We start from the raw sequence: 20,734 nt of genomic DNA on the forward strand, positions 1-20,734 counted from the left end.
CTCATCCCTTCCCGAGGTTTCCGTTCCCGGCAATCGTGCGAATCCGGTGGGCCGCCTGGCGACTCAGAACCGGATGAACGAGCTGAATTCGACATCTCATAGGCTGGTAACGGTGGGAACCGACATCGCGGACGAGCTTGACCGGCGGCTGATCCACGCGCTCCAGCTCGACGCGCGCGCACCGTTCAGCCGCATCGCCGAGGTCCTGGGCGTCTCCGACCAGACGGTCGCGCGTCGCTACCGGCGGTTGCGTTCGGCCGATCTGCTGCGGGTCGTGGCGGTGCCGGCCGCGAACTTCTACGGGCACGGGCGGTGGATGCTGCGCCTGCGCTGTGTCCCGGGGGCGGCCGACGCGATCGCCTCCGCGCTGGCCCGCCGTCCCGACACGGCCTGGGTGCAGGTGGTCTCGGGGGGCACCGAGGTGCAGTGCGTCACCCGCGCCCGAGTGCCCGGCGAGAGCGAGCACCTTATCCTGGAACGCCTGCCTCGCAGCGGACGGGTGGTGGACATCACCGCCTACTCGCTGCTGCACACCTTCTATGGCTCACCCGGACGCGTCCGGCTGCTCAATGCCCTCACCCCGGAGGAGGCGGGCCAACTCGGCCCGGGGCCTGACGCGGTGACAGGAGCCGGCCTGCCGCACTGCGACGCCGACGACCTGCGCCTGCTGAACGTCCTCGCCCACGACGGCCGTACGGGACCGGCCGACCTCGCGGCGGCCACCGGCTGGTCGCCATCGACCGTGCGGCGGCGAATGGACGAGCTCCAGGCAAGCGGCGCGCTCCACTTCTACGCCGAGTTCGATCTCGCCTACCTCGGCTACCGCGCGGGCATACGGCTGTGGGCCACGGCCCCGCCCGCCGAGCTGGCCGCCACCGGGGAGGCCCTGGCCTCCCACCCCGAAACGGTCTTCGCCGCCGCCACCACCGGGCCCACCAACCTGGTCGCCACGGTGATCTGCACCGACGCGCATGACGTGTACCGGTACCTCACCGAACGCGTCGCGGCCCTGCCCGCCATCACCCATGTGGAAACGACCCCGGTCATACAGACCCGTAAACGCGTCGGCCGCCTCCTTCGGCCCTTGGCCCCAGCACCGGCTTAGCGGCATCGACGACAGGCGGCCCGCGCCCGCCGGTCAGGTGCTCCGCGGCAGGTGGGCCAGGGCGGCGTGCATCTCGGTGGGGTAGGCGGCCCGCACACGGGCGGGCATCGGGCGGCCGATCATCGGTCGCTCTCCTTCTCGCCGGTGGTGCAGCAGTCGCCGCCGCACGTGGCTGGCTCGATCGAATCGCCGTCGCCGTCGCCGTCGCCGTCGCCGTCGCCAGCGCCGTCGCCAGCGCCAAGGCCAGGGCTGGCGACGGTGTGGGTGCGGGTGCCGGGGTGGCTGTGGAGGGCGCAGCAGGCGTCGCCGCGCCAGGCTTCTCGGCCTTCCTTTACGGCGACGGCCGCGATGACCAGGGCGGCGATCGGGTCGGCCCAGGACCAGCCGAACAAGCTGTTGAGCGCCAGGCCCACCAGCAGCACCGCGGACAGGTAGGTGCACAACAACGTCTGCTTGGAGTCGGCCACGGCGGAGGCGGAGCCGAGTTCGCGGCCGGCGCGGCGCTGGGCGGCCGACAGGAACGGCATGACGGCCAGAGACAGGGCGGCCAGGATCAGGCCGGGCGTGGAGTGCTCGGCCTCGCCGGCGCCGGCCAGGGCGCGTACGGCGTCGAAGGTGACGTAGGCGGCGAGCGCGAAGAACGAGATCGCGATGACGCGCAGTGCCGTCTTCTCCCGCTTCTCGTGGTCGGTGGCCGAGAACTGCCAGGCGACCGCCGCCGCGGAGGCGACCTCGACCACGGAGTCGAGACCGAAGCCGATCAGGGCCGAGGAGGAGGCGATGGTGCCGGCGGTGATGGCCACGACGGCTTCGATCACGTTGTAGGTGATGGTCGCGGCGACCAGCAGGCGGATACGGCGGCGCAGTACGGCCCGCCGCGCCGGTGCCGGCCCGAGGCCGGGCAGGTTCAGCGCGGTCACGCGCCCACCCCTCCCTTGGCAGGCACGGCGGTCTCGGCGGTCTCGGCGCCGCCGGGGACGGAGATGGAGGCGCCGCCGGGGGTGGAGACGGGGCAGAGGGTGACGGCGTGGCCGGTGGCGGCCAGCAGTTGTTCGGCGGCGCCGAGCAGGTCCATCAGTTCGGGCCGGGTCAGGGCGTAGAAGGACTGGCGGCCTTCTGCGCGGTAGTCGACCAGGCCGCAGCCGCGCAGGCACGCCAGGTGCTTGGACACGGTGGACTGCGCCAGGCCCAGCTGGTCGGTCAGGTCCACGACGCGGGCCTCGCCCTGGGCCAGCCGCTGCACGATCTTCAGCCGGGTCTCATCGGCCAGCGAGTGGAACAGCGCCGCCGCCGGGGGGATGCCCGCGGCGATGTCGGTGTTCACACATCGACCGGCATCTCTATCAATCGCCATATGGCGATGATAGTCCGGCATCGCGATATATTGTCAACGGTCATGGCGTCCGGGGCTTACCGTCGGGGTATGGCACAGGACATCGCCCTTGACCAGGGATGGGCTCCTTCGGCGTGCACGCTGCCCACGGCCGAGCGGCCGGTGCGGCTGGCCGAGTTCGACGCCTTCTTCGCCGACGCGGTCCAGGCGGTGCGGCGCCCCGGGCGTGAGCTGCTCCGGCTGGAGCTCGTCTTCAGCCCGGAGCGCGCCGCCCGTGCCGCCGAGCTGAGCGCGCGGGAGAACGGCTGCTGCTCCTTCTTCACCTTCACCCTGACCATCGCCGACGGCCGCCTGACGCTGGAGGTGGCGGTGCCGGCCGTACACGAAGAGGTGCTGGACGCGCTCCAGGCCCGCGCCACGGCAGCAACCTCGGCATGAACGCGCGTCACGCACAGGACCCGCGCCCGCGATGAGCCGGACCACCCGCATGGAAGATCATCAGATTGCCGTCTACCTGGCCGCGATCGCCGCCGGGGCGCTGCTGGGATGGGCGTTGCCCGGACCGGGGGCGGCCCTGGCCGGGGCGATCAACCCGGTGCTGGGCGCGTTGCTGTATGTGACGTTTCTGCAGGTCCCGGCCGCCGGGCTGGTGCGCGCGCTGCGCCAGGGCCGGTTCCTGGCCGCCGTCTTGGTGGTCAACTTCGCCGTGGCGCCGGTCGTGGTCGCGGTGATGCTGACGCTGCTGCCCGCCGATCAGGCCATCCGCATCGGCGTGCTGCTGGTCCTGCTCACCCCGTGCGTCGACTACGTGATCGTCTTCAGTGGCCTGGCCGGCGCCGCCGCCGACCGGCTGCTGGCCACCACCCCGATCCTGCTGCTGGCCCAGATGCTCGCCCTGCCGGCGCTGCTGTGGCTCTTCCTCGGCGCCGACCTGGCCGCGACGGTGCGGCCCGGCCCTTTCGTCGAGGCGTTCGTCGTGCTCATCGTCATTCCGCTCGCACTGGCCTGGGCCACCCAGGCCTGGGCCGCGCGGGCCCGGCCCGGCCGCGTGCTCGCCGCGGCCGCGGGCGTCGCGATGGTGCCGTTGATGGCCGCGATCCTGCTGGTCGTGGTCGCCTCCCAGGTGCCCGCTCTCACCGCCGGCCCGGCCGATCTGGCCGATCTGGCCGGTGTGGTGCCGTTCTACGCCGCTTTCCTGATCGTCATGGCCTTCGCCGGGCTCGGCGTCGCCCGCCTGTTCCGGCTCGGCACCCGCGACGGGCGCGCGATCGTCTTCACCGGCGCCACCCGCAACTCCCTGGTCGTGCTCCCGCTGGCGTTGGCCCTGCCCGCCCACCTCGCCCTGGCCGCCGCCGTCGTGGTCACCCAGACCCTCGTCGAGGTCATCGGCATGCTCGTCTACATGCGGGCCGTACCACGCCTCCTGCCCGCTGCGCCGGAGACCGCGAACCGCGCCGAAACGAGCCCATGAGCAGATGCCCCTCCCTGGTTGGGAGGGGCATCGGGGCCGGGCGGCCGCCCCCGTCAGGCCGCCGGCCGGGTCAGGCGGCGGGGCAGGTGGCGTCCTTCTGGGGGAGGGTGCCGTTGAGGAGGTAGGTGTCGATGGCGCGGGTCACGCAGCTGCTGCCGCTCAGGTACGCGCCGTGCCCCTCGCCCTCGTACGTGAGCATGACGCCGGTCTTGAGGCTGGCGGCCAGGCGGGGCGCCCACTCGTACGGCGTGGCCGGGTCGCCCTTGCCGCCCACCACCACGATCGGGGCAGAACCGGTGGCGTCGACGCGCTTGGCGTCGTCGTTGGCGCCGCGCACCGGCCAGTAGCGGCAGATGGAGGCGAGCCCGCCGTTCTCCATCATCGGGTTCACCGCGAGGGTCGCCTTCTTCACGTCCTCGATGTCGGCGTCGGTGGGGCGTTCTGGGCTGTCGACGCAGTTGATGGCCTGGAGGCTGGTCATCATGGTGTTGTACGTGCCGTCGGGCCTGCGGCCGGTGTAGAGGTCGGCCATGCTCAGGAGCGCCTGGCCGTTGCCCTTCTTGGCCGCCGCGACGGCCTGCTCCAGCACGGGCCAGCTCATCTTGGAGTAGAGGGCGGCGATGACGCCGGTCTGGGCCAGACCGCCGGTCAGCTCGCGGTCGCCCACCTTGACGGGCTTGTCGTCCAGGGACTTCAGGAAGGTCTGGAGGTCCTTCTGGACGGCGGCGGGTGTGGCGCCGAGGTCGCAGGTCTGGGCGACGCAGTCCTTGGCGAAGGCGTCGAAGGCCTGCTTGAAGCCCTTGGCCTGGGTGACGGCCCGCTCCTTGAAGCTGACCGAGGGGTCGAGGGCGGCGTCCAGGACGAAGCGGCCGACGTTCTTGGGGTGCTTGGTGGCGTAGACGGCGCCGAGCTGCGTGCCGTACGAGAGGCCGAAGTAGTTGAGCTTGTCGTCGCCGACGGCGACGCGGATACGGTCGAGGTCCTCGGCGGCGTTGGCGGTGCCCACGTGGGGGAGGATCTTGCCGGACTCCTTGGCGCAGGTCGCCGCGAACTCCTTCATCATGCGGTCGAAGTCGGCGGACTGCGGGGAGACGGCGGCGAACTTGTCGATGTCGCCGCACTTGACGCCGGAGCTGCGGTCGACGCCGCGCGGGTCGAAGCTGACCAGGTCGTAGCGGGTGCCGAGGCTGGCGAACGCCTTCGAGGCCAGGGCGAGGGTGTCGACGCCGGAGCCGCCGGGTCCGCCGAAGTTGAAGACCAGGGAGCCGAGCCGGTCGCCGGTGGCCTTGATGCGGATGAGCGCCAGGTCGAGCTTGTCGCCGTCCGGTTTCGCGTAGTCGAGGGGGACGGGGAGCTTGCCGCACTCCAGGGAGGCGTCCTTCAGGGGCTTGCCGTCGGGCCCGGTCAGGTCGGTGCATGGGGCCCAGACGACGGCCCCGGTCGTCTCCTTCTTCTTCGCGACGGGGGCCGGGTCCGGCTTGGCCGCGGTGCTGCATGCGGTGAGCGCCGTCGCGAGCAGAAGGGTCGTCGTCAAGGTCTTCTTCATGCCCTCAAGCATGGTCAGACCGGATTTGCCCAGGTAGTGGGAGATGACAGCAGTTGCGGGTGACTTATGTCAGCGCCTGCGCCTGACAAACCAGATTCCGAACAGGCCGAAGCCGGCGCCGGTCAGACAGGTCCAGATCCACCAGGTGTTCTCGGGCGCGGGCCGGAAGATCAGCAGAACGACGAGCGCGACCGCCCAGAGCGCGGTGCCCACGGCGATGGCGGCCGGATCGTTGGTCTTGATCGGCTCCGGTTCTGGTCGCCATTCGCGTTTCACATTGTCCAGGGTAGCTTCCAATACCATCTCGATACGATCACCTACGCTTTTCATGTGTTGCGACGGCTGTCACCCTTCGCGCGTGAACAGCACTCTTGACCGGTTCTTCAGCATCACCGCACGAGGTTCGACGCTCTCCCGCGAGGTCCGCGGCGGCCTCGCCACCTTCTTCACGATGGCCTACATCGTGGTACTCAATCCCTTCATCATCGCCACCAAGCCGGACGCCGACGGACAGTTCATCGGCGACGGAACCAGCCCCAACATCGCCCTGGTCGCGGCCGGAACCGCGTTCGTGGCCGGTGTCCTGACCATCCTCATGGGCGTCGTCGGCAGGGTGCCGTTCGCCATGGCCGCCGGGCTCGGCCTCAACGCCTTCGTCACCTTCGGCATCGCCACCCAGATGAGCTGGGAGGAGGCGATGGGCCTGGTCTTCGTCGAGGGCGTGATCATCGGCATCCTGGTGCTGACCGGGTTCCGCGTGGCGGTGTTCAACGCGATCCCCACGCAGTTGAAGACCGCGATCAGCGTGGGCATCGGTTTGTTCATCGCGCTCATCGGCTTCGTGGACTCCGGCTTCGTCCGCGGCAACGCGGTGCCGCCGCTGACCCTGGGCATCGCCGGGGAGCTGACCTCCTGGCCGGTCCTGGTGTTCATCGTCGGCCTGCTGGCCACCGCGGCGCTCGTGGCGCGCAAGGTCAAGGGCGCGATCCTGATCGGGATCGTCGGCACGACCGTGCTGGCCGCGGTCGTCGAGCTGCTCTTCCGCCCGGGGGCGTTCTCCAAGGACAACCCCGGCGGGTGGATGCTGAACGTCCCGCACATCACCTCCGACATGTTCGGCATCACGAACCCGCTGGTGCTGTTCACGGAGTTCGACCCCATCGGGGGTTTCACCCGGGTGTCGGTGCTGCTGGCCGTGCTGCTGGTGTTCACGCTGCTCGTGACGGACTTCTTCGACACGATGGGGACCATCGTCGGCGTCGGCCGCCAGGCCGACCTGATCGGCCCGGACGGGCAGCTGCCCAGGACCAAGGAGATCCTGCTGGTCGACTCGATCGGCGCGGCGGCGGGCGGCGCGGGTTCGGTGTCCTCCAACACCACCTACGTCGAGTCGGCCTCCGGTGTGGCGGAAGGCGCCCGTACGGGCCTGGCCAGCGTCGTGACCGGCGTGCTCTTCCTGGTCGCGATCTTCCTGGCGCCGCTGGTCAAGGTGGTTCCGTACGAGGCGGCCGCGCCCGCGCTGGTCATCGTGGGCTTCCTGATGATGAGCGCGATCAAGGAGATCGACTTCAGCGACTACGAGGTCTCGATCCCGGCGTTCCTCACGATCGTGCTCATGCCGTTCACCTACTCGGTCTCCAACGGCATCGGCGCCGGATTCGTCAGCTACGTGCTGATCAAGGTGCTGAAGGGCAAGGGCCGCGAGGTGCACCCGCTGATGTGGGGCGTCTCCCTCCTGTTCGTCGTGTACTTCGCCCTGGGGCCGATCAGGGACCTCATCGGTTTGTAGCGCCCGCGACCAGCTCGGCCACCTTCGCCCTGGAGGTCAGGCCGAGCTTGGCCAGGATGTGCTCGACGTGCGTGTCGGCGGTCCGCTTGGAGATGTGCAGCCGCTCGGCGATCGCCCGGTTGGACAGGCCCTCGCGCAGCAGCACGGCCACCTCCCGCTCCCTGCGGGTCAGCAGCTCCATCGCGGGCCCGACGGCCACCGGGGCGCAGCCGGGCAGCCGGTCGGCGTCGGCGAGCGCGGCGCCGACCACCTTCTCCAGCGGCGTGCGGGCGCCGTGCTCGCGTTGTTCGGCGAAGCGCTTCTCGCCGAGCGCGGCCAGCACGGCGCCCGTCGCGCTCTGGTGGAACTCCTCCATCACGACCGTGCCGCTCAGCCGCAGCCCGGTCATCCGCCAGAGCCGGTCGGCCGCGCCCAGCAGCCAGGCCGCCCGCTGCGCGCGACCGCGTACGGCGGCCAGCCAGGCGTGCGTCTCCAGGCAGTAGGCCGTGCCGATCATGTCACCCAGTTCCGTCTTGATCCCGATCGCCGTACGGCCCGCCGTCTCACACCCCTCGTAGTCGCCCTTGCCGAACAGGGCGGCACTGGTGATGTAGTACAGGTATCCGCGCAGCCACTGCTCGCCGGTGCCGTGTCCCAGCCGCAGCAGCCCGTGCTCGCACAGCCGCCGCGCCTCCTCCGGCTCGCCGGCCAGGTGGTGGCGGTAGCCGTCCTGGGCGTCGAGGGCGACCAGCCCGATCCGGTCGTCGACCTCTTCCATGATCTTCAGCGCGGTCTCGGCGGCCTCGGCCGCCTCCCCGAGCCGGCCGGCGAAGCAGAGCGCCAGGTGCCGGTAGAGCAGAATGCGCCCGGCCAGCAGCCGTTCGCCGAGCTCCTCGGCCATGGGCAGGGCCTCGTCGCAGTCGGACAGGGCGGTGTCGAGGTCGCCCTGGAAGGCGATCAGGTACGCGCGCACGCCGAGCGCCCTGGCCCGCTGACGGGAGGGCGCGGTGCACCGGTGCAGCACCTGGCCCAGCCAGTAGCGGCTCTCGGTGTACAGGCACGAGATCTGCCAGTAGCCCCAGAGCGCGTTGATCAGGTCGGCGGCCACGTTCGGGTCGGGCAGGAGCATGGCGTGCTCCATGGCCGCGCGCAGGTTGGCGTGGTCGCGCCGCAGCGCCCGGTAGCGCTCCACCTGGTCGTCGTCGATGAAGTGCTCGTCGAAGTAGGCGGCCAGGCGGTGGAAGCGGGCGATCTGCCGGCCGCGCACGGCGGCCTGCTCGCCGCTGCGGGCGAGCTGGTCGGCGCCGTACTCGCGGATGGTGTCGAGCTGGCGGTAGCGGGCGCCCGGTTCGTCGGCGAGCAGGACGAGCGATTTGTCGACCAGGCCGATCAGCGTCTCCATGACGGTCTCGACGGGCAGCCGGTCGTCGGCGCAGACCTCCTCGACGGCCTCCATGTCGAAGGATCCGGCGAACACCGACAGCCTGGCCCAGAGCACTCGCTCCGCCGGGGTGCACAGGTCGTGGCTCCAGTCGATGGTGGTGCGCAGCGTCTGGTGCCGTGGCAGCGCCGTACGCCGGCCGCCCGTCAGTAACCGGAAGCGGTCCTCAAGACGCTCGATGAGCTGCTCCAGCGGTACGGCCCGCAGCCGCACGGTGGCCAGCTCGATCGCCAGCGGCATCCCGTCGAGGCGGCGGCACAGCGCGACCACCTGGTCGCCGTTGGCCTCGGTGAGCTGGAAGCCGGGCACGACGGTGGCGGCGCGCAGGGCGAACAGCTCGATGGCGTTCCCGCTCCCGGCGGCGAGGGCGGCGGAGTCGGGCACGGGAAGCGGCGCGATCATATACGTATGCTCGCCGGGAACGTCGAGCGGCTGGCGGCTCGTGGCCAGTACGCATACCCGGGGTGTCTCGCGCATGAGGATGTCGGCCAGGCCCGCGCAGGCGTCGATGAGGTGCTCGCAGGTGTCCAGGATGAGCAGGATGTCGCGCTCTTGGAGGTGGTCCAGGAGCGTGTCGAGCTGGGTCTGCCCGGCTTTCTCCGGAAGTCCGAGCGCCGTGCACGCGGTGTGGGTGAGGAGTTCGGGATCGCGCAATGCGGACAGCTCGATGAGGCAGATTCCGTCGGCGAAGCGCTCCTTGACGGCGTCGGCGACCCGCAGGGACAGGCGGGTCTTGCCGACGCCGCCCGGTCCGGTGACCGTCACCAGGCGCTCGCCGGTGAGGAGGGCGGCGAGCTCGGACTGCTCGGTCCGGCGCCCGATGAACGCGGTGACGTCGCGGGGGAGCTCTCCTGGCCGTCTGCGGAACGTGCCTAGTGTCATGTTCGGATCGTATTCATTGCGTAACGATCGGTTATGGGATTCCGCGCAATCCGTGGAGTACGTATGCCGAGAGAGCAGGTCGCCGGGAAATCCGTAGGGGGTACCGATAGCCGGGACGCGGGCCGTACCGGCACCCTGTGGGAGTGTGACCTCCGCTCCGCGCAGGAGCATGGATGTCTCAGCGGGCGGTGATCCGGCGTGGCCTCTGGAGGGGTGAGCCACCCCGGGTCACCGCCCCTTTTTCATGCTCGGCCAGGTCTGCTGTATCAATGGGTGAGATCTTCGGCCTGGAGGGAATGTGTCGGGTATCCATATAGTTAGCAAAGGTAATGACTCATGCTAACGAACACCCAAAAGATGGACCTGCGGAGCGACGCAGGCCTGGCTTCAGCTCTGCGCGTGTCACTGGCGCGGCTGACCAGGCGGCTACGACGACAGGCGACGGCGGCCTCGCTGACACCCACTCAGGTCGCGACGCTCGCCGCCGTGGAACGGCATTCCGCGATAACCCCCGGCGAATTGGCCGAGCTCGAGAAGGTGCAGCCGCCCTCGATGACCCGCGTGATCGCCGGGCTCGTGGAGCGAGGATTGCTCGCGCGTACACCGCACCCGACCGACCGGCGGCAAGTGACCGTGAGCGTGACCGAAGCCGCCTTGAAGCTCCTGAAGGAGGAGCGCAGGCAGAAAGAGGCTTGGCTGACGCAGCGGTTGAAGGAGCTGACGCCGGAGGAACGGGCGGTGCTCAGGCAGGCGGCCCCGATTCTGGAGAAGCTCAGCAAGATCTAGAACCTGAGGAACCCAGGACCGGGATGTTCCGGTCGCTCAGGAATCACAACTACCGGCTGTTCGCCTCCGGCAGCGCCGTCTCCAACCTCGGCGGTTGGATGCAGCGCACCGCCCAGGACTGGCTGGTGCTCGACCTCACGCACGGCAGCGCGGCGGCCCTCGGTACGGCTACCGCGCTCCAGTTCCTCCCGATGTTGCTGTTCGGCCTCTTCGGCGGCGTGCTCGCCGACCGCTACCCGAAGCGGCCCATCCTGGTCGTCGCTCAGTCGATCATGGCGCTGCTCGCGCTCGCCATCGGCATCCTGACCGTCACCGGCACCGCGCAGGTCTGGCACGTCTACGTGATGGCCTTCGCGCTCGGCCTCGTCTCCTGCGTCGAGGTGCCGACCCGGCAGACGTTCGTGGTCGAGATGGTCGGCCGCAAGGACCTGTCCAACGCCATCGCGCTCAACGCCTCGATCTTCAACCTGGCCCGCGTGGTCGGCCCGGCCGTCGCCGGTGTGCTGATCTTCATGCTGGGCGGGACCGGACCGATCTTCCTGCTCAACGCGCTGACGTTCGCCGGGGTGATCTCCAGCCTGATCTTCATGCGGAAGGCGGAGCTGAACCTCGCCGAGCCCGTCCCCAGGGCCAAGGGCCAGCTGCGCGAGGGACTGCGCTACGTGCTGGGCAAGCAGGAACTGCTGATGCCGATCCTGCTCATCGGGTTCGTGTCGATGTTCTCGCAGTCGTTCTCGATGTCGATCGCGCTCATGGCCCGCGAGGTGTTCAGCGCGGGCGCCTCGTCGTTCGGGCTGGCCTCCAGCATGTTCGCGGTCGGCGCGCTCGGCGGCGGGCTGCTGGCCGCGCGCCGCGCCAAGCCCAGCAGGAAGGTGCTGCTCACCGGCGCGATCAGTTTCGGGTTGTTCCTGGTCGCGGTCGGCGTGGCGCCCGTCTACCCGGTCTACCTGGCGCTGCTGGTCCCGGCCGGCATCGCGCTGATCACCGTCAACACCGCCGCCAACGCCAGCGTCCAGCTGGCCACCTCGCCGGAGATGCGCGGCCGGGTCATGGGCATCTACCTGCTCGTGTTCACCGGTGGCGCGCCGCTGGGGGCGCCGCTGGTCGGCCTGCTGTCGGAGTTCGGCGGCCCGAGAGCCGGAGTCATGCTCTCGGGTGCGCTGGTACTGGCCGGAACCGGCATGGCGCTGCTCATGACACGCATGATCGGCGCGCGCCGCAGGGTGGCGCTCGCCACGGCATGATGCCCGCATGAGGTTGTTCGCGGCTCTGGTACCGCCCGACGAGGTTCTCGACGAGATCGAGACGGCGATCGCTCCGCACGCCGGACAGGTACCGGGCCTGCGCTGGCCGGACCGCGCCACCTGGCACATCACCCTCGCGTTCTTCGGCGAGGTGCCCGAGCGCGTCCTGCCCGGCCTCCAGGTACGGCTGGCGCGCGCCGTAGCCCGCCACCCCGCCCTCGACCTGGCCTTCGACGGCTTCGGAGCCTTCTCGTCGGTACGCCGGGCCAGGGTCTTCTGGGCAGGCGTCACCGGCGCCTCGATGGCCCGCCTGGCCGACTCGGTCAAGGCCGGAGCCCGCCGGGCGGGCGCGGTGGAGACCGACGAGAAGCGCTTCCACCCGCACCTCACGCTCGCCCGCGCCAAGCACGAGCAGGACCTGAGCGCGCTGGTGGAGTCGCTGGCCGGATTCACCGGATCGCCGTGGCGGGCCGAGTCGGTCCGGCTGGTCAGCTCGACGCTGGGAGCCCAGGTGAGGTACGAGTCACTGGCCGAGTGGGCGCTCGCACCTCCGGAGCCCGGCTAGGCTCCACAATCGTGGACCGTCCCCGTTTCTGGCTCCTGCCCATCGTGCTCGGCCTTCTGCTGCTGATCGTCGTCGTCGGCGCGCTGGTCACCTGACCTACCAGGCGTAGTCCTCCGGCGCCGTCCTGTGCCCGGGGAAGATCTCGTCCAGGCCGGCCAGCGCCGCCTCGTCGAGCTTGACCTCCAGGGCGGGCAGACTGCTCTCGAACTGCTCCATCGTGCGCGGGCCGATGATCGGCGCGGCCACCGCGCGCTGCTTGAGCAGCCACGCCAGCGCCACGTGCGCGGGGTCGGCGCCCAGGTCGTCGCAGAGCTTCTCGTAGGCCTCGATCTTCTCGCGGTGCTTGTCGAGCTCGACGAGCATCCGCTCGGACGACGAGCGGCCCTTGTCGATCTTGCGCAGGATGCCGCCGAGCAGGCCGCCGCCCAGCGGGCTCCACGGGATCACGCCGATGCCGTAGTCCTCGGCCGCGGGCAGCACCTCCAGCTCGACCGCCCGGTTCAGCAGGTTGTAGTGGCTCTGCTCGCTGACCAGGCCCACGGAGTTTCTGCGCCGGGCGGCCTCCTGGGCCTTGGCCAGATGCCAGCCGGCGAAGTTCGACGAGCCGACATAGACGATCTTGCCCTGCTGCCGCAGGACGTCCATCGCCTCCCAGAACTCCTCCCACGGTGTGCCGCGGTCGACGTGGTGGGCCTGGTAGATGTCGATGTAGTCCGTCCGCAGGCGCTTCAGCGAGGCGTCGCAGGCCTTCCTGATGTTCAGGGCGGACAGCAGGCCGTCATTGGGCCAGTCGGTCATGCCGCCGTAGAGCTTGGTCGCGATGACGGTCTTCTCCCGGCGGCCGCCGCCCTGGGCGAACCAGTTGCCGACGATCGTCTCGGTCGCGCCCCGGCCGGCCGACTGGCCGTACACGTTGGCGGAGTCGAAGAAGTTGACGCCCGCCTCAAGGGCGCGGTCCATGATCGCGAAGGAGTCTTCCTCGGAGGTGAACGGGCCGAAGTTCATGGTGCCGAGGCACAGCGGGCTGACCTTGAGGCCGGAGCGTCCCAGGTTCACGTATTCCATGGACATCACCCTAGGTAGCTGGAGTGCACTCCAGGCTAGGATGACTTTCCGTCGTGATGGTGCTGCTTCGGTCCGCTGTTCCCCTGTTTCTGTCCATGGTGACCGGGATGGTGGGTTCCCTGGTCGTCGCCGGCGCGCTCGGGCGGCACGCGCCCGTCACGCTGGCCGCCTTCGCCGTCATGACCGCCGTGCTCAACCCCGCCGCCACCGCCGTGGCCGGGGCGCTGCGCGGGCTGATGCCGTTCGTCGCGCCGCACAAGGACGACCCGGTACGCGCGGTGCCGATCCTGCGCGACGCGCGCTGGCTGACGCTGGCAGTCGGGCTCGCCGGGGCGCTGGCGGTGCTCGGGGTGCCGTTGCTGGCCGGTGCCGCGGGGGTGTCGCGGGAGATCGTGGCCGAGCTGGGGCCGCTGCCGTACCTGCTGGCGCTCGATCTGCTCGTGCTGGCGTCGAACGGCGGCGCCAACACGGTGCTCATCGCGCTCGGACGTGCGCGGCAGGTGCTCTGGTCCGGCCTGGCCAACACCACGACGGTGATCGTGCTGACGCTGGTCCTGGTGCCGCGCTGGGGGCTCGACGGGATGGGCGTGGCGTGGCTCGCGGCCGGGCTGGCCGGCGTGCTCGTCTCGAACGTCTGCCTGCGCCGCGCGCTCGGCCGTCCCGTCGGGCAGGCGCGCCCCCGGGTGGCGGAGATCCTCGCGCTGGCGCGGGTCAGCCTGCCGCTGGCGGGGACGGTGCTGGTCAAGTTCGGGGCGCTCGGGGTGGTGACGTTCGCCGCGACGCTGACGACCGTGCGCGAGGCCGCCGCGCACGCGGTGCTCGGGACGCTCACCGGGTTCACGTTCCTGGCGTCGCTGGCGGTGGCGCAGGCGGCGGTGCCGGAGATGGCGCGGGCCACGACCTCGGCCGAGGTGCGGCGGGTCAACCGGCGGGCGGCGGTGCTGGCCGTGAGCGCCTCGGCCGCGGGCGGGCTGGCGCTGCTGGTCTCCGGGCCGGCGCTGGCCGGACTGTTCAGCGAGGACCCCGGTGTGCGGGGGGCGGTGCTCGCGCTGGTGCCGTTGATGCTGCTGTCGTCGATGGCGGACGCGGCACAGGCCGTGCGGGGTTTCGGGCTGTCGGCGCTCAAGCGGGCCGGCGCCTCGCTGGTCTACTTCGCGATCGGGTACGGCCTGCTCGTCGCCGCGGCGGTGCCGGTGGCGCGGGTGTGGGGGATCACCGGGTTGTGGGTGGCCATGTTGGCGGTGAACGTCCTGCTTTATGCGTTGCAGAGCTGGGGGTTCCGCAAGCACAGTGCCCAGGTGGGGATGGCCGGGGCCGCGGAGCGGGCATGATGTCAGGGTGGGGGATGTCTGGATTAGGGCGATTGCCGTGACCGTGCTGGCCTGCGCGCTGCCTGCGGCGCCGGCGATGGCAGCGGCCGATGAGGCGGAAGAGAAGCTGTTCACCTTCCGCGACGCGCGGATCACGGAGTCGAGCGGGCTGGCGGTCTCGCCCACGCATGCCGGGATCTACTACACGCACAACGACAGTTCGGCCGCGGCGGAGTTCTTCGCGGTCGACGGGGCGGGCCGTACCAAGGCGGCCTTCAGGGTGTTGGGGGCGCAGGCGCGCGACTGGGAGGCGATGGCGGCCTCCAAGGACCCCGCGACCGGGCGCGGCGTGCTCTGGTTCGCCGACATCGGGGACAATCTGGACGGCGCCTGGCCGGACATCTCCATCTACAAGGTGATGGAACCCGCCTCGCTGAGAGACGCCACGGTGCCCGCGGTGCGCTACCGGTTCCGGTACGCCGACGGGGCCCGCAACGCCGAGGGGATCATGGTGAACCCCAGGACCGGGCGGTTGTCGGTGGTGTCCAAGGAATTCACGGGGGCGGTCTACGAGGCGCCGCTGAAACTGCGGACCGGACGCGTGAACATCCTGCGCAAGGCCGCCGCCGCGCCCATGATGGCCACCGACGCGGCCTACGCGCCCGACGGGTCCTCCTATGTCGTGCGGACCTACTTCTCCGCCACGCTTTTCCGGCCTTCCGGCGACATCATCACCAAGATCTCGATGCCGCCGCTGGATCAGGCCGAGTCGATCGCGTACACGGCCGACGGCAAGGCGCTGCTGACCGGGTCCGAGGGGGCGCGCAGCCCGCTCTACCGGGTGCCGCTGCCGGAGCGGGCGCTGGCCTCGGCCGACTCCAGGCCGACGCCGTCGAAGAAGGCGTCGGTGGCGGCGGCCGAGACCGCCCAGGACGAACGCGGGCTGAGCGGCCAGGACATCCTGATCTGGCTGGCCGCCGCGCTCGGCGCCACCGCGGTCATCGCGGTGATCGCGCGCCGTAGCCGCTGATCTAAGCTGGACCACCCAGGTACGTCTGAGTACGTTCGCCCAGGCGTGGGGTTGACGTGCAGCGGCATCATTCTCACTATGCATCCTGATAGTGGGAAATTCCGGGTGATGGCGTGCCCGGACTGCGGGGCTCCGCTGGCCGGCACCCCGGGCGTCTGCCCGCGCTGCGCCCTGCCCCTGGCCGGGCCGACAGCGGCCGAGCTGTGGCGGGTCGACTCCGCCCTCGCCGACCTCAGGATGCGTGAGGCCGACCTCCACCGCCGCCGCGGCCACCTCCTCGGCCTGCTCCGCGAGGCACGGTCCAGGGCCCTGCGAGCATCCACGGCCGTGCCGGGCATACCGGCGGGTTCGGCGGGTCGGCCGCCCATGCCGCCCATGCCGCCCATGCCGCCCATGCCGCCCATGCCGCCCATGCCGCCTGCGCCGGGGGCGCCCAGGTTGTCTGGGGGGCCGGGTGGGGCTGGGCCGGCGGAGGTTTCTCGGCGGACCGCGCAGAATCTGCTGCTGATCCTCGGTGGGCTCCTGCTGACCGTGGCGGCTGTGGTGTTCACCGTGGTCAGCTGGGGATACCTGGGCATCGCCGGGCGGGGCGCGATCCTGGTCGTGGTGACCGGGGTGGCGCTGGCCGTACCGGCGCTGCTGCTCAAGCGGGGACTGACGGCCACGGCCGAGACCGTCGGGGTGCTGGCGCTGGCGCTGATGGCGCTGGACGGGTACGCGGCGCACCGGGTCGGACTGCTCGGCGGACTGTCGTGGGTCGACTACGGCGCGGGTGTGATCGCGGTCGTCGCGGCGGGGGCGGCCGTCTATGGCAGGGTGCTGCCGCTCCGGGTGGCGCCGATCATCGCGATCCTGCTCGCTCAGGTGCCCATGGTCATGTGGTTCGGTTCGACCGCGACCGGGACGGCTGCCGCGTTCACCGTCACCGCCCTGCTCGACGCCGCCGTCTGGAGCCGCGCCAAGCGCGTCGAGATCCGGGTGACGGCCGCGATCTGCCTGGGGATCAGCGCGCTCGTGGCGGTGTTCGTGGCCGCGGTCGAGTCGGTGGTGGGTGACCTGGTGTGGGCTCCGGCCGGGCTGCTGCTGGTGCTGGCGGCGGCGGGGATCCATGTCGGGATGCGGGTTGTTCCGCTGATGCGCTGGGCGCCGCTGGGGCTGGTGGGACTGGCCCTGATGTTCGCGCTGGGCTCGCCGGTGCGGCCGTTGCTGAACTCCTCGTGGCAACTGCTGCCGTACCCGCTGGCGGCGATGGTCGTCATGGTCGCGGCGCTGTGGCTGCCGGTCGTGATCCGGCGGGCCGGGGTGGTGTCCGGTGCGGTCATGGTCGTGCTGGGTGGGCTGCCGTTGGTGATGGTCGTGCTGAACGCGCTGCTCATGCCGTTCCGCAACGTGTCGGCGGTATGGGCGGGCACGCGATGGGAGGTCGCCCAGCTCGCCCTCGCTCGGCCGGGTGTCGTGTTCCTGGCCGTGGCGGCCGCGGTGTGCGTGGTGGCTGCCCGCCGGTGGAGTGTGCCGGCGGCGCGGGTCTCGGCTTCCGACCTCTCGGGGCTGGTGTTCGGGAGCGGGCTCGTTCTCGCGCTGCCGGCGTTGCTGGTGGTTCCGGCGGCCTTCGGGCTCGGGTACGCGGCCTCGGTCGGGGTGCCGCTGCTGGTCGCGGTGGCGCTCAGCGTGGCCGCGACCAGGTATCCGGCCGCTGCCTGGGGCGCCGGGACGGTGGCCGTGCTCGCGCTGACCGAGGGGCTGGCGGGGGAGGCGGCGACCTACACGGTGCTCGGCGTGCTCCTGGTGACCTGGGCCGTGCTGTACCGGCGTCCGGCCGCGCTGGCCGGCGCCGCGCTGAGCGGCTCGGGCCTGGTGTGGGCGGTCCTCTACGGGCTGGAGGTGGCGGTGCTCGACGCGGCCGCGCTCGGGTTCGCCGCCGGTGCGGTGCTCGCCCTCATCGGCTGGTACGGCACGCCCGAGCCGGCCGCTGAAGCGCAGGCCGGGGGTGCGCGGCAGGTTCCGGGGTTGAGGCTGGGCTGGGCGGTTGGGCGGGTCCTGGCCGTGGTGCTGGCCGGGGTGGCGGTGCTGCCGGTGGTGGACGTGGTGGTGCGGGGGGTGGCGAACTTCTCCGGGCTGCTCGACCCCTGGGGCGGGGCGCCTTCACTGCCGGAGGCTCGGTGGGCGGCGCTGCTCGCGGTCGTGCTCGCCGGGGCTGTGCTGGTCGCGGCGACCCGGCCCGCGGTCGCGGTGGTCGTGGCCGGGGTGCTGGTGGCGGTGGTGCCGGTGACGGTTCGCCTGCCGTACCAGGTGAGCTTGGGGTTGCTCCTGCTGGCCACGGCGGTGGCGGCGGTGCTCGCCGCGCGGCGCGCCACGGCGGGCGGGGAGTGGGTGCTCGCCGGTGACCTCGCGATCGGCGTGGCGGTGTGGCTCGGCGTGCTGTCCGTCGCGGGGGCGGCGGCAACGCAGACCGGGACGATCGTGACGTTGGCGACCCTGGCCGGGGTGGCGGCGGGCGCGAGTCTTTGGGGGCGGGGCGGGGTCGCCGGAGTGGCGCTGGCGAGTGTGCTGGCCGTCGCCGAGGTGGGCGTGGTCGCCGCCGCCCACGGCCTGCGTACGGCCAGCCTCGTCTGCGCCGGAGCGGGAGTCGTCGCGGTGGCGGCGGCGGCTTGGAAGCGGGTGCCGGCCATCGGGTATCTGGGGACCGGGTTCCTGCTGGTGTCCTCCTGGATGCGGTTGTGGGCGGAGGAGGTGACGGTGGTCGAGGCTTACACGCTGCCGTTCTCGCTGGTGCTGCTCGGGATCGGCTGGCTGCGGGGGCGGCAGGGGTCGTCGTGGAAGGCCTATGGGGCGGGGCTGTTGTTCACGTTCGGGCCGAGCCTGCTCGCCGAGCCGACGGCCCTGCGGTCGCTGCTGCTGGGGGCGGCGGCGCTCGCGGTCACCGTGGCAGGAGCCCGCCACCGGCTGCAGGCCCCGGCCGTGCTCGGCGCGCTGACGCTGGCCGCGGTGGCCGTCCGGGAGCTGGCGCCGTGGGTCGCCGGGCTGGTCACGGCGCTGCCCCGGTGGGTGCCCATCGCGGTGGGCGGCATGCTGTTGCTGGTGGTCGGCGCCACGTACGAGGCGCGCAAGCGCGACCTCGTCCGGCTGAAGGACGCCGTCGTCAAGCTCAAGTAGACGGATCAGGAACGGATGGCCGCGCCGACGTTCGGGGCTCGGGCGCGAGGGGCTGCCCGGGTGGCGGGGTTCTGGTACCGGTGGCTGCTCGGACGGCGGGGACGATTTCGGTGGCCCAGCGGGTCAGGGCTGTGGTCGCCGGGGTTCCGTCGGCGATGGGGAAGTAGGTGAAGCCCGCGGCGCCGTACTCCAGGACCGCGCTCGTGAGCTCCTCCACCCACTGCGCGACCGAACCGCCGCGCCAGCGCCCGCTCGCGTCGCGGGTGGCGGGCAGTGGCGCCGTGGTGATGCGACCGGGCAGGTTGTAGATCGTGGCGATGTCGCGTGGGTCGCGCCCGGCCTTGACGGCGGCCTCGTCGATCAGCGGGCGGGAGGTGGCCACGCGGTCGCTACGCCAGTCGGAGGCGTGGCCGGGGATCCAGCCGTCGGCCACTCGGCCGGTGACGGCCAGCGACTTCGGCCCCAGCGAGCCCGTCCAGATGGGCGGTGCCGGGACGGCCGCCGGGATCAGGTCGTTCACCCGGTAGAACTCGCCGTCGAAGGTGACCGGCCCGCCGCCGCCCGACAGCGCGCGTACCACCGTGATGGCTTCTTCCAGCGCCCGTACGGCCCGCGCCGGAGACAGCGGCTCGACCCCCAGCTTCTCGATCTCCCGCCACAGGCCACCGGCGCCCAGGCCCAGGGCGATCCGCCCGCCGGACAGCGCGGACAGGCCGGCGACGGTCCTGGCCAGCATGGGGGCGGGGCGGGTCGGGAGGTTGGTGACGTTGACGGCCGCGGTGACCGCGTTCGTGCGGCCGAGGATGACGCCGAGGGCGGCGTAGGCGTCCAGGCGGTCGTGGAGGTACGGGTGGTCGGAGACGGTGACCAGGTCGAGGCCCTCCCGATCGGCCTGTACGGCCTGGCCGATCAGCTGGTCGTCGTCCAGGCCGAAGCCGAACAAGATCTTCATCGTGCCGCCTCCGCTCCGAGCAGGCCGAGGTAGGTGTCGAGGAACAGTTCGCCCTTGATGCCCACGGTGGCCTCGGCGCCGAGCACGCCCGCCTCGGGGGCGTAGGAGACGCCGCCGCGCGGGCCGAGCGGCAGCACGATGGCGTCCTGGGCGGGTTCGTAGGCGGTGAGGCTGGTCTGTCCGTCGATCAGGGCGCGGATGTTGGCGGCGGCCACCTCGGCGTGCCGCTGGGCGAAGCGGGCCATCTTCATCTCGGGCACGCTGGTGATGTCGCCGATCGCGAAGATCGTGTCGCTGCCGGGCAGGCGCAGCTCGGGGGTGACGTCGAGCCGGCGGCCGGGGACGAGGTAGCCGGTGTTGGGCGTGGCGCCGTAGCAGGCGAACCAGATGTCGGCGCTCAGTTCGGCGCCCGCCCGCGTGGTCGCGGTGAACGGCGCGGCGTGACCGGGCGCGGTCGGCGGCGGCTCGCTCAGCGAGGTGCCGAGCAGCAGTTCGACGCCGAGCGCGGCGAGCTGGGCGCGCAGTTCCGCGCGGAACTCGGCGGGGAATTCTCCGGGCAGCAGCTCCGGGGCGGGATCCACGACGGTGACGTGCTTGTCCGGCCAGGCGGCCTTGATCTCCCCGGCGAACTCCAGCCCCACGGGCCCGGCGCCGAGCAGCAGCACGCGCGGGGCACGCGAGAGCGCCTCGTGCGTGGCCCAGAGCTTGGCGCGGGCGTCCACGCTGTCGTCCACGTCGAGCTTGGCCGGGTAGGTGTGGCGCGAGCCGGTCGCCAGGACCACGAAGTCGGAGGTGACCCGGTCGCCAGAACCGAGCTCCACGGCCGAGCCGAACATCCTGGCCGCCCGGTCGTGCCGGATCCGGCCCCGGGTCAGCAGGCCCTCGTACGGGATGAAAAGCCGCTCGGCCCACACCGGGTCGGTCACCGCGCGCAGTGCCGCGACGTTGTGGACGAAGGTGTCGCGGGGTTCGACCAGGGTGACGTCGGCCACGTCGTCCAGGGCCTTCGCGACGGTGATGCCCGCGTATCCGCCGCCGATCACGGTAACGGTCGCTGTCATGGAGTCCTCCAGAATGGTTCAG

At 71.5% G+C, this 20,734-nt stretch carries 18 protein-coding genes; 10 read left to right on the forward strand and 8 right to left on the reverse strand.

The window, feature by feature from the left end; all coding sequences use genetic code 11:
• The first annotated feature begins 112 nt into the window (after positions 1 to 112).
• Complete coding sequence (locus ACIBHY_RS46510) at positions 113 to 1,105, forward strand: Lrp/AsnC family transcriptional regulator (protein ID WP_397310097.1); 993 nt, start codon at positions 113 to 115, stop codon at positions 1,103 to 1,105.
• A gap of 119 nt (positions 1,106 to 1,224) precedes the next feature.
• On the opposite strand, the gene ACIBHY_RS46515 is transcribed toward ACIBHY_RS46510, so the two are convergent.
• On the reverse strand, positions 1,225 to 2,025 hold the full coding sequence (locus ACIBHY_RS46515; protein ID WP_397310098.1) for a cation transporter: 801 nt from the start codon (positions 2,023 to 2,025) through the stop codon (positions 1,225 to 1,227).
• Positions 2,022 to 2,459, reverse strand: coding sequence for an ArsR/SmtB family transcription factor (locus ACIBHY_RS46520; protein WP_397310099.1), 438 nt, complete (start codon positions 2,457 to 2,459; stop codon positions 2,022 to 2,024). The genes ACIBHY_RS46515 and ACIBHY_RS46520 overlap by 4 nt, the downstream gene beginning before the upstream one ends.
• Before the next feature lie 69 nt (positions 2,460 to 2,528).
• On the opposite strand from ACIBHY_RS46520, the gene ACIBHY_RS46525 reads away from it, so the two are divergent.
• Positions 2,529 to 2,876, forward strand: coding sequence for a hypothetical protein (locus ACIBHY_RS46525; protein ID WP_397310100.1), 348 nt, complete (start codon positions 2,529 to 2,531; stop codon positions 2,874 to 2,876).
• 49 nt (positions 2,877 to 2,925) lie between these two features.
• Positions 2,926 to 3,909 carry an arsenic resistance protein gene (locus ACIBHY_RS46530; RefSeq protein WP_397310101.1) on the forward strand — a complete coding sequence of 328 codons (984 nt, stop codon included), beginning with the start codon at positions 2,926 to 2,928 and terminating at the stop codon, positions 3,907 to 3,909.
• A gap of 70 nt (positions 3,910 to 3,979) precedes the next feature.
• Here the strand turns inward: ACIBHY_RS46530 and ACIBHY_RS46535 are convergent, their stop codons facing one another.
• Together ACIBHY_RS46535 and ACIBHY_RS46540 are read right to left on the reverse strand one after the other, a co-directional pair.
• Positions 3,980 to 5,455: an alpha/beta hydrolase gene (locus tag ACIBHY_RS46535; RefSeq protein WP_397310103.1), complete on the reverse strand. Its 1,476-nt coding sequence runs from the start codon at positions 5,453 to 5,455 to the stop codon at positions 3,980 to 3,982.
• Positions 5,456 to 5,524: 69 nt separating this feature from the next.
• Positions 5,525 to 5,731 (reverse strand): DUF2530 domain-containing protein, encoded by a 207-nt coding sequence (locus ACIBHY_RS46540; RefSeq protein ID WP_379618274.1) that lies wholly within the window; start codon positions 5,729 to 5,731, stop codon positions 5,525 to 5,527.
• Positions 5,732 to 5,783: 52 nt separating this feature from the next.
• Here ACIBHY_RS46540 and ACIBHY_RS46545 point away from each other — a divergent pair, with 52 nt between their 5' ends.
• Positions 5,784 to 7,244, forward strand: a complete 1,461-nt coding sequence (locus tag ACIBHY_RS46545) for an NCS2 family permease (RefSeq protein ID WP_397257718.1) — start codon at positions 5,784 to 5,786, stop codon at positions 7,242 to 7,244.
• On the opposite strand, the gene ACIBHY_RS46550 is transcribed toward ACIBHY_RS46545, so the two are convergent.
• The gene (locus ACIBHY_RS46550) at positions 7,231 to 9,546 is read right to left on the reverse strand and encodes a LuxR C-terminal-related transcriptional regulator (RefSeq protein WP_397310104.1); all 2,316 of its coding nucleotides are present in this window, start codon (positions 9,544 to 9,546) and stop codon (positions 7,231 to 7,233) included. The two genes, ACIBHY_RS46545 and ACIBHY_RS46550, sit on opposite strands and share 14 nt — an antisense overlap.
• Before the next feature lie 336 nt (positions 9,547 to 9,882).
• Between ACIBHY_RS46550 and ACIBHY_RS46555 the strand changes: the two genes are divergently transcribed.
• The 3 genes from ACIBHY_RS46555 to thpR are packed head-to-tail and all read left to right on the forward strand — an operon-like array spanning position 9,883 to position 12,141.
• Entirely contained in the window at positions 9,883 to 10,332 is a 450-nt protein-coding gene (locus ACIBHY_RS46555; RefSeq protein ID WP_184972061.1) for a MarR family winged helix-turn-helix transcriptional regulator, read from the forward strand.
• Positions 10,333 to 10,355: 23 nt separating this feature from the next.
• Positions 10,356 to 11,576 (forward strand): MFS transporter, encoded by a 1,221-nt coding sequence (locus ACIBHY_RS46560; RefSeq protein WP_397257714.1) that lies wholly within the window; start codon positions 10,356 to 10,358, stop codon positions 11,574 to 11,576.
• A gap of 7 nt (positions 11,577 to 11,583) precedes the next feature.
• Positions 11,584 to 12,141 carry an RNA 2',3'-cyclic phosphodiesterase gene (thpR, locus tag ACIBHY_RS46565; RefSeq protein WP_397257712.1) on the forward strand — a complete coding sequence of 186 codons (558 nt, stop codon included), beginning with the start codon at positions 11,584 to 11,586 and terminating at the stop codon, positions 12,139 to 12,141.
• A gap of 96 nt (positions 12,142 to 12,237) precedes the next feature.
• Here the strand turns inward: thpR and ACIBHY_RS46570 are convergent, their stop codons facing one another.
• Positions 12,238 to 13,206 carry an aldo/keto reductase gene (locus tag ACIBHY_RS46570; protein WP_397310105.1) on the reverse strand — a complete coding sequence of 323 codons (969 nt, stop codon included), beginning with the start codon at positions 13,204 to 13,206 and terminating at the stop codon, positions 12,238 to 12,240.
• 107 nt (positions 13,207 to 13,313) lie between these two features.
• On the opposite strand from ACIBHY_RS46570, the gene ACIBHY_RS46575 reads away from it, so the two are divergent.
• The 3 genes from ACIBHY_RS46575 to ACIBHY_RS46585 all read left to right on the forward strand — a co-directional run bounded on the left by ACIBHY_RS46575 (position 13,314) and on the right by ACIBHY_RS46585 (position 18,699).
• A complete protein-coding gene (locus ACIBHY_RS46575) occupies positions 13,314 to 14,537 on the forward strand; it encodes a polysaccharide biosynthesis C-terminal domain-containing protein (protein WP_397310106.1) in 1,224 nt (407 codons plus the stop codon).
• A gap of 37 nt (positions 14,538 to 14,574) precedes the next feature.
• Positions 14,575 to 15,546, forward strand: a complete 972-nt coding sequence (locus ACIBHY_RS46580) for a hypothetical protein (protein ID WP_397310107.1) — start codon at positions 14,575 to 14,577, stop codon at positions 15,544 to 15,546.
• A 78-nt stretch (positions 15,547 to 15,624) separates the two neighbouring features.
• A complete protein-coding gene (locus tag ACIBHY_RS46585; protein WP_397310108.1) occupies positions 15,625 to 18,699 on the forward strand; it encodes an SCO7613 C-terminal domain-containing membrane protein in 3,075 nt (1,024 codons plus the stop codon).
• Here ACIBHY_RS46585 and ACIBHY_RS46590 read toward each other — a convergent pair.
• Both ACIBHY_RS46590 and ACIBHY_RS46595 read right to left on the reverse strand, forming a co-directional pair.
• Positions 18,692 to 19,651 carry an LLM class flavin-dependent oxidoreductase gene (locus tag ACIBHY_RS46590; RefSeq protein ID WP_397310109.1) on the reverse strand — a complete coding sequence of 320 codons (960 nt, stop codon included), beginning with the start codon at positions 19,649 to 19,651 and terminating at the stop codon, positions 18,692 to 18,694. The two genes, ACIBHY_RS46585 and ACIBHY_RS46590, sit on opposite strands and share 8 nt — an antisense overlap.
• Positions 19,648 to 20,712, reverse strand: a complete 1,065-nt coding sequence (locus ACIBHY_RS46595) for an NAD(P)/FAD-dependent oxidoreductase (protein ID WP_397257700.1) — start codon at positions 20,710 to 20,712, stop codon at positions 19,648 to 19,650. Before ACIBHY_RS46595 ends, ACIBHY_RS46590 begins: the two co-directional genes overlap by 4 nt.
• Between the last annotated feature and the right edge of the window lie 22 nt (positions 20,713 to 20,734).

It is taken from the genome of Nonomuraea sp. NPDC050547, assembly GCF_044457345.1.
Lineage (GTDB): Bacteria > Actinomycetota > Actinomycetes > Streptosporangiales > Streptosporangiaceae > Nonomuraea.

What these genes read in the sequence shown, in the direction of transcription:
- ACIBHY_RS46520 (WP_397310099.1), bottom strand. Translation starts at nt 2,459, where the DNA reads ATGGCGATTGATAGAGATGCCGGTCGATGTGTGAACACCGACATCGCC.
- ACIBHY_RS46525 (WP_397310100.1), top strand. Translation starts at nt 2,529, where the DNA reads ATGGCACAGGACATCGCCCTTGACCAGGGATGGGCTCCTTCGGCGTGC.
- ACIBHY_RS46530 (WP_397310101.1), top strand. Translation starts at nt 2,926, where the DNA reads ATGGAAGATCATCAGATTGCCGTCTACCTGGCCGCGATCGCCGCCGGG.
- ACIBHY_RS46535 (WP_397310103.1), bottom strand. Translation starts at nt 5,455, where the DNA reads ATGAAGAAGACCTTGACGACGACCCTTCTGCTCGCGACGGCGCTCACC.
- ACIBHY_RS46545 (WP_397257718.1), top strand. Translation starts at nt 5,784, where the DNA reads ATGTGTTGCGACGGCTGTCACCCTTCGCGCGTGAACAGCACTCTTGAC.
- ACIBHY_RS46550 (WP_397310104.1), bottom strand. Translation starts at nt 9,546, where the DNA reads ATGACACTAGGCACGTTCCGCAGACGGCCAGGAGAGCTCCCCCGCGAC.
- ACIBHY_RS46555 (WP_184972061.1), top strand. Translation starts at nt 9,883, where the DNA reads ATGCTAACGAACACCCAAAAGATGGACCTGCGGAGCGACGCAGGCCTG.
- ACIBHY_RS46560 (WP_397257714.1), top strand. Translation starts at nt 10,356, where the DNA reads ATGTTCCGGTCGCTCAGGAATCACAACTACCGGCTGTTCGCCTCCGGC.
- thpR (WP_397257712.1), top strand. Translation starts at nt 11,584, where the DNA reads ATGAGGTTGTTCGCGGCTCTGGTACCGCCCGACGAGGTTCTCGACGAG.
- ACIBHY_RS46570 (WP_397310105.1), bottom strand. Translation starts at nt 13,206, where the DNA reads ATGGAATACGTGAACCTGGGACGCTCCGGCCTCAAGGTCAGCCCGCTG.
- ACIBHY_RS46575 (WP_397310106.1), top strand. Translation starts at nt 13,314, where the DNA reads ATGGTGGGTTCCCTGGTCGTCGCCGGCGCGCTCGGGCGGCACGCGCCC.
- ACIBHY_RS46585 (WP_397310108.1), top strand. Translation starts at nt 15,625, where the DNA reads ATGCATCCTGATAGTGGGAAATTCCGGGTGATGGCGTGCCCGGACTGC.
- ACIBHY_RS46590 (WP_397310109.1), bottom strand. Translation starts at nt 19,651, where the DNA reads ATGAAGATCTTGTTCGGCTTCGGCCTGGACGACGACCAGCTGATCGGC.
- ACIBHY_RS46595 (WP_397257700.1), bottom strand. Translation starts at nt 20,712, where the DNA reads ATGACAGCGACCGTTACCGTGATCGGCGGCGGATACGCGGGCATCACC.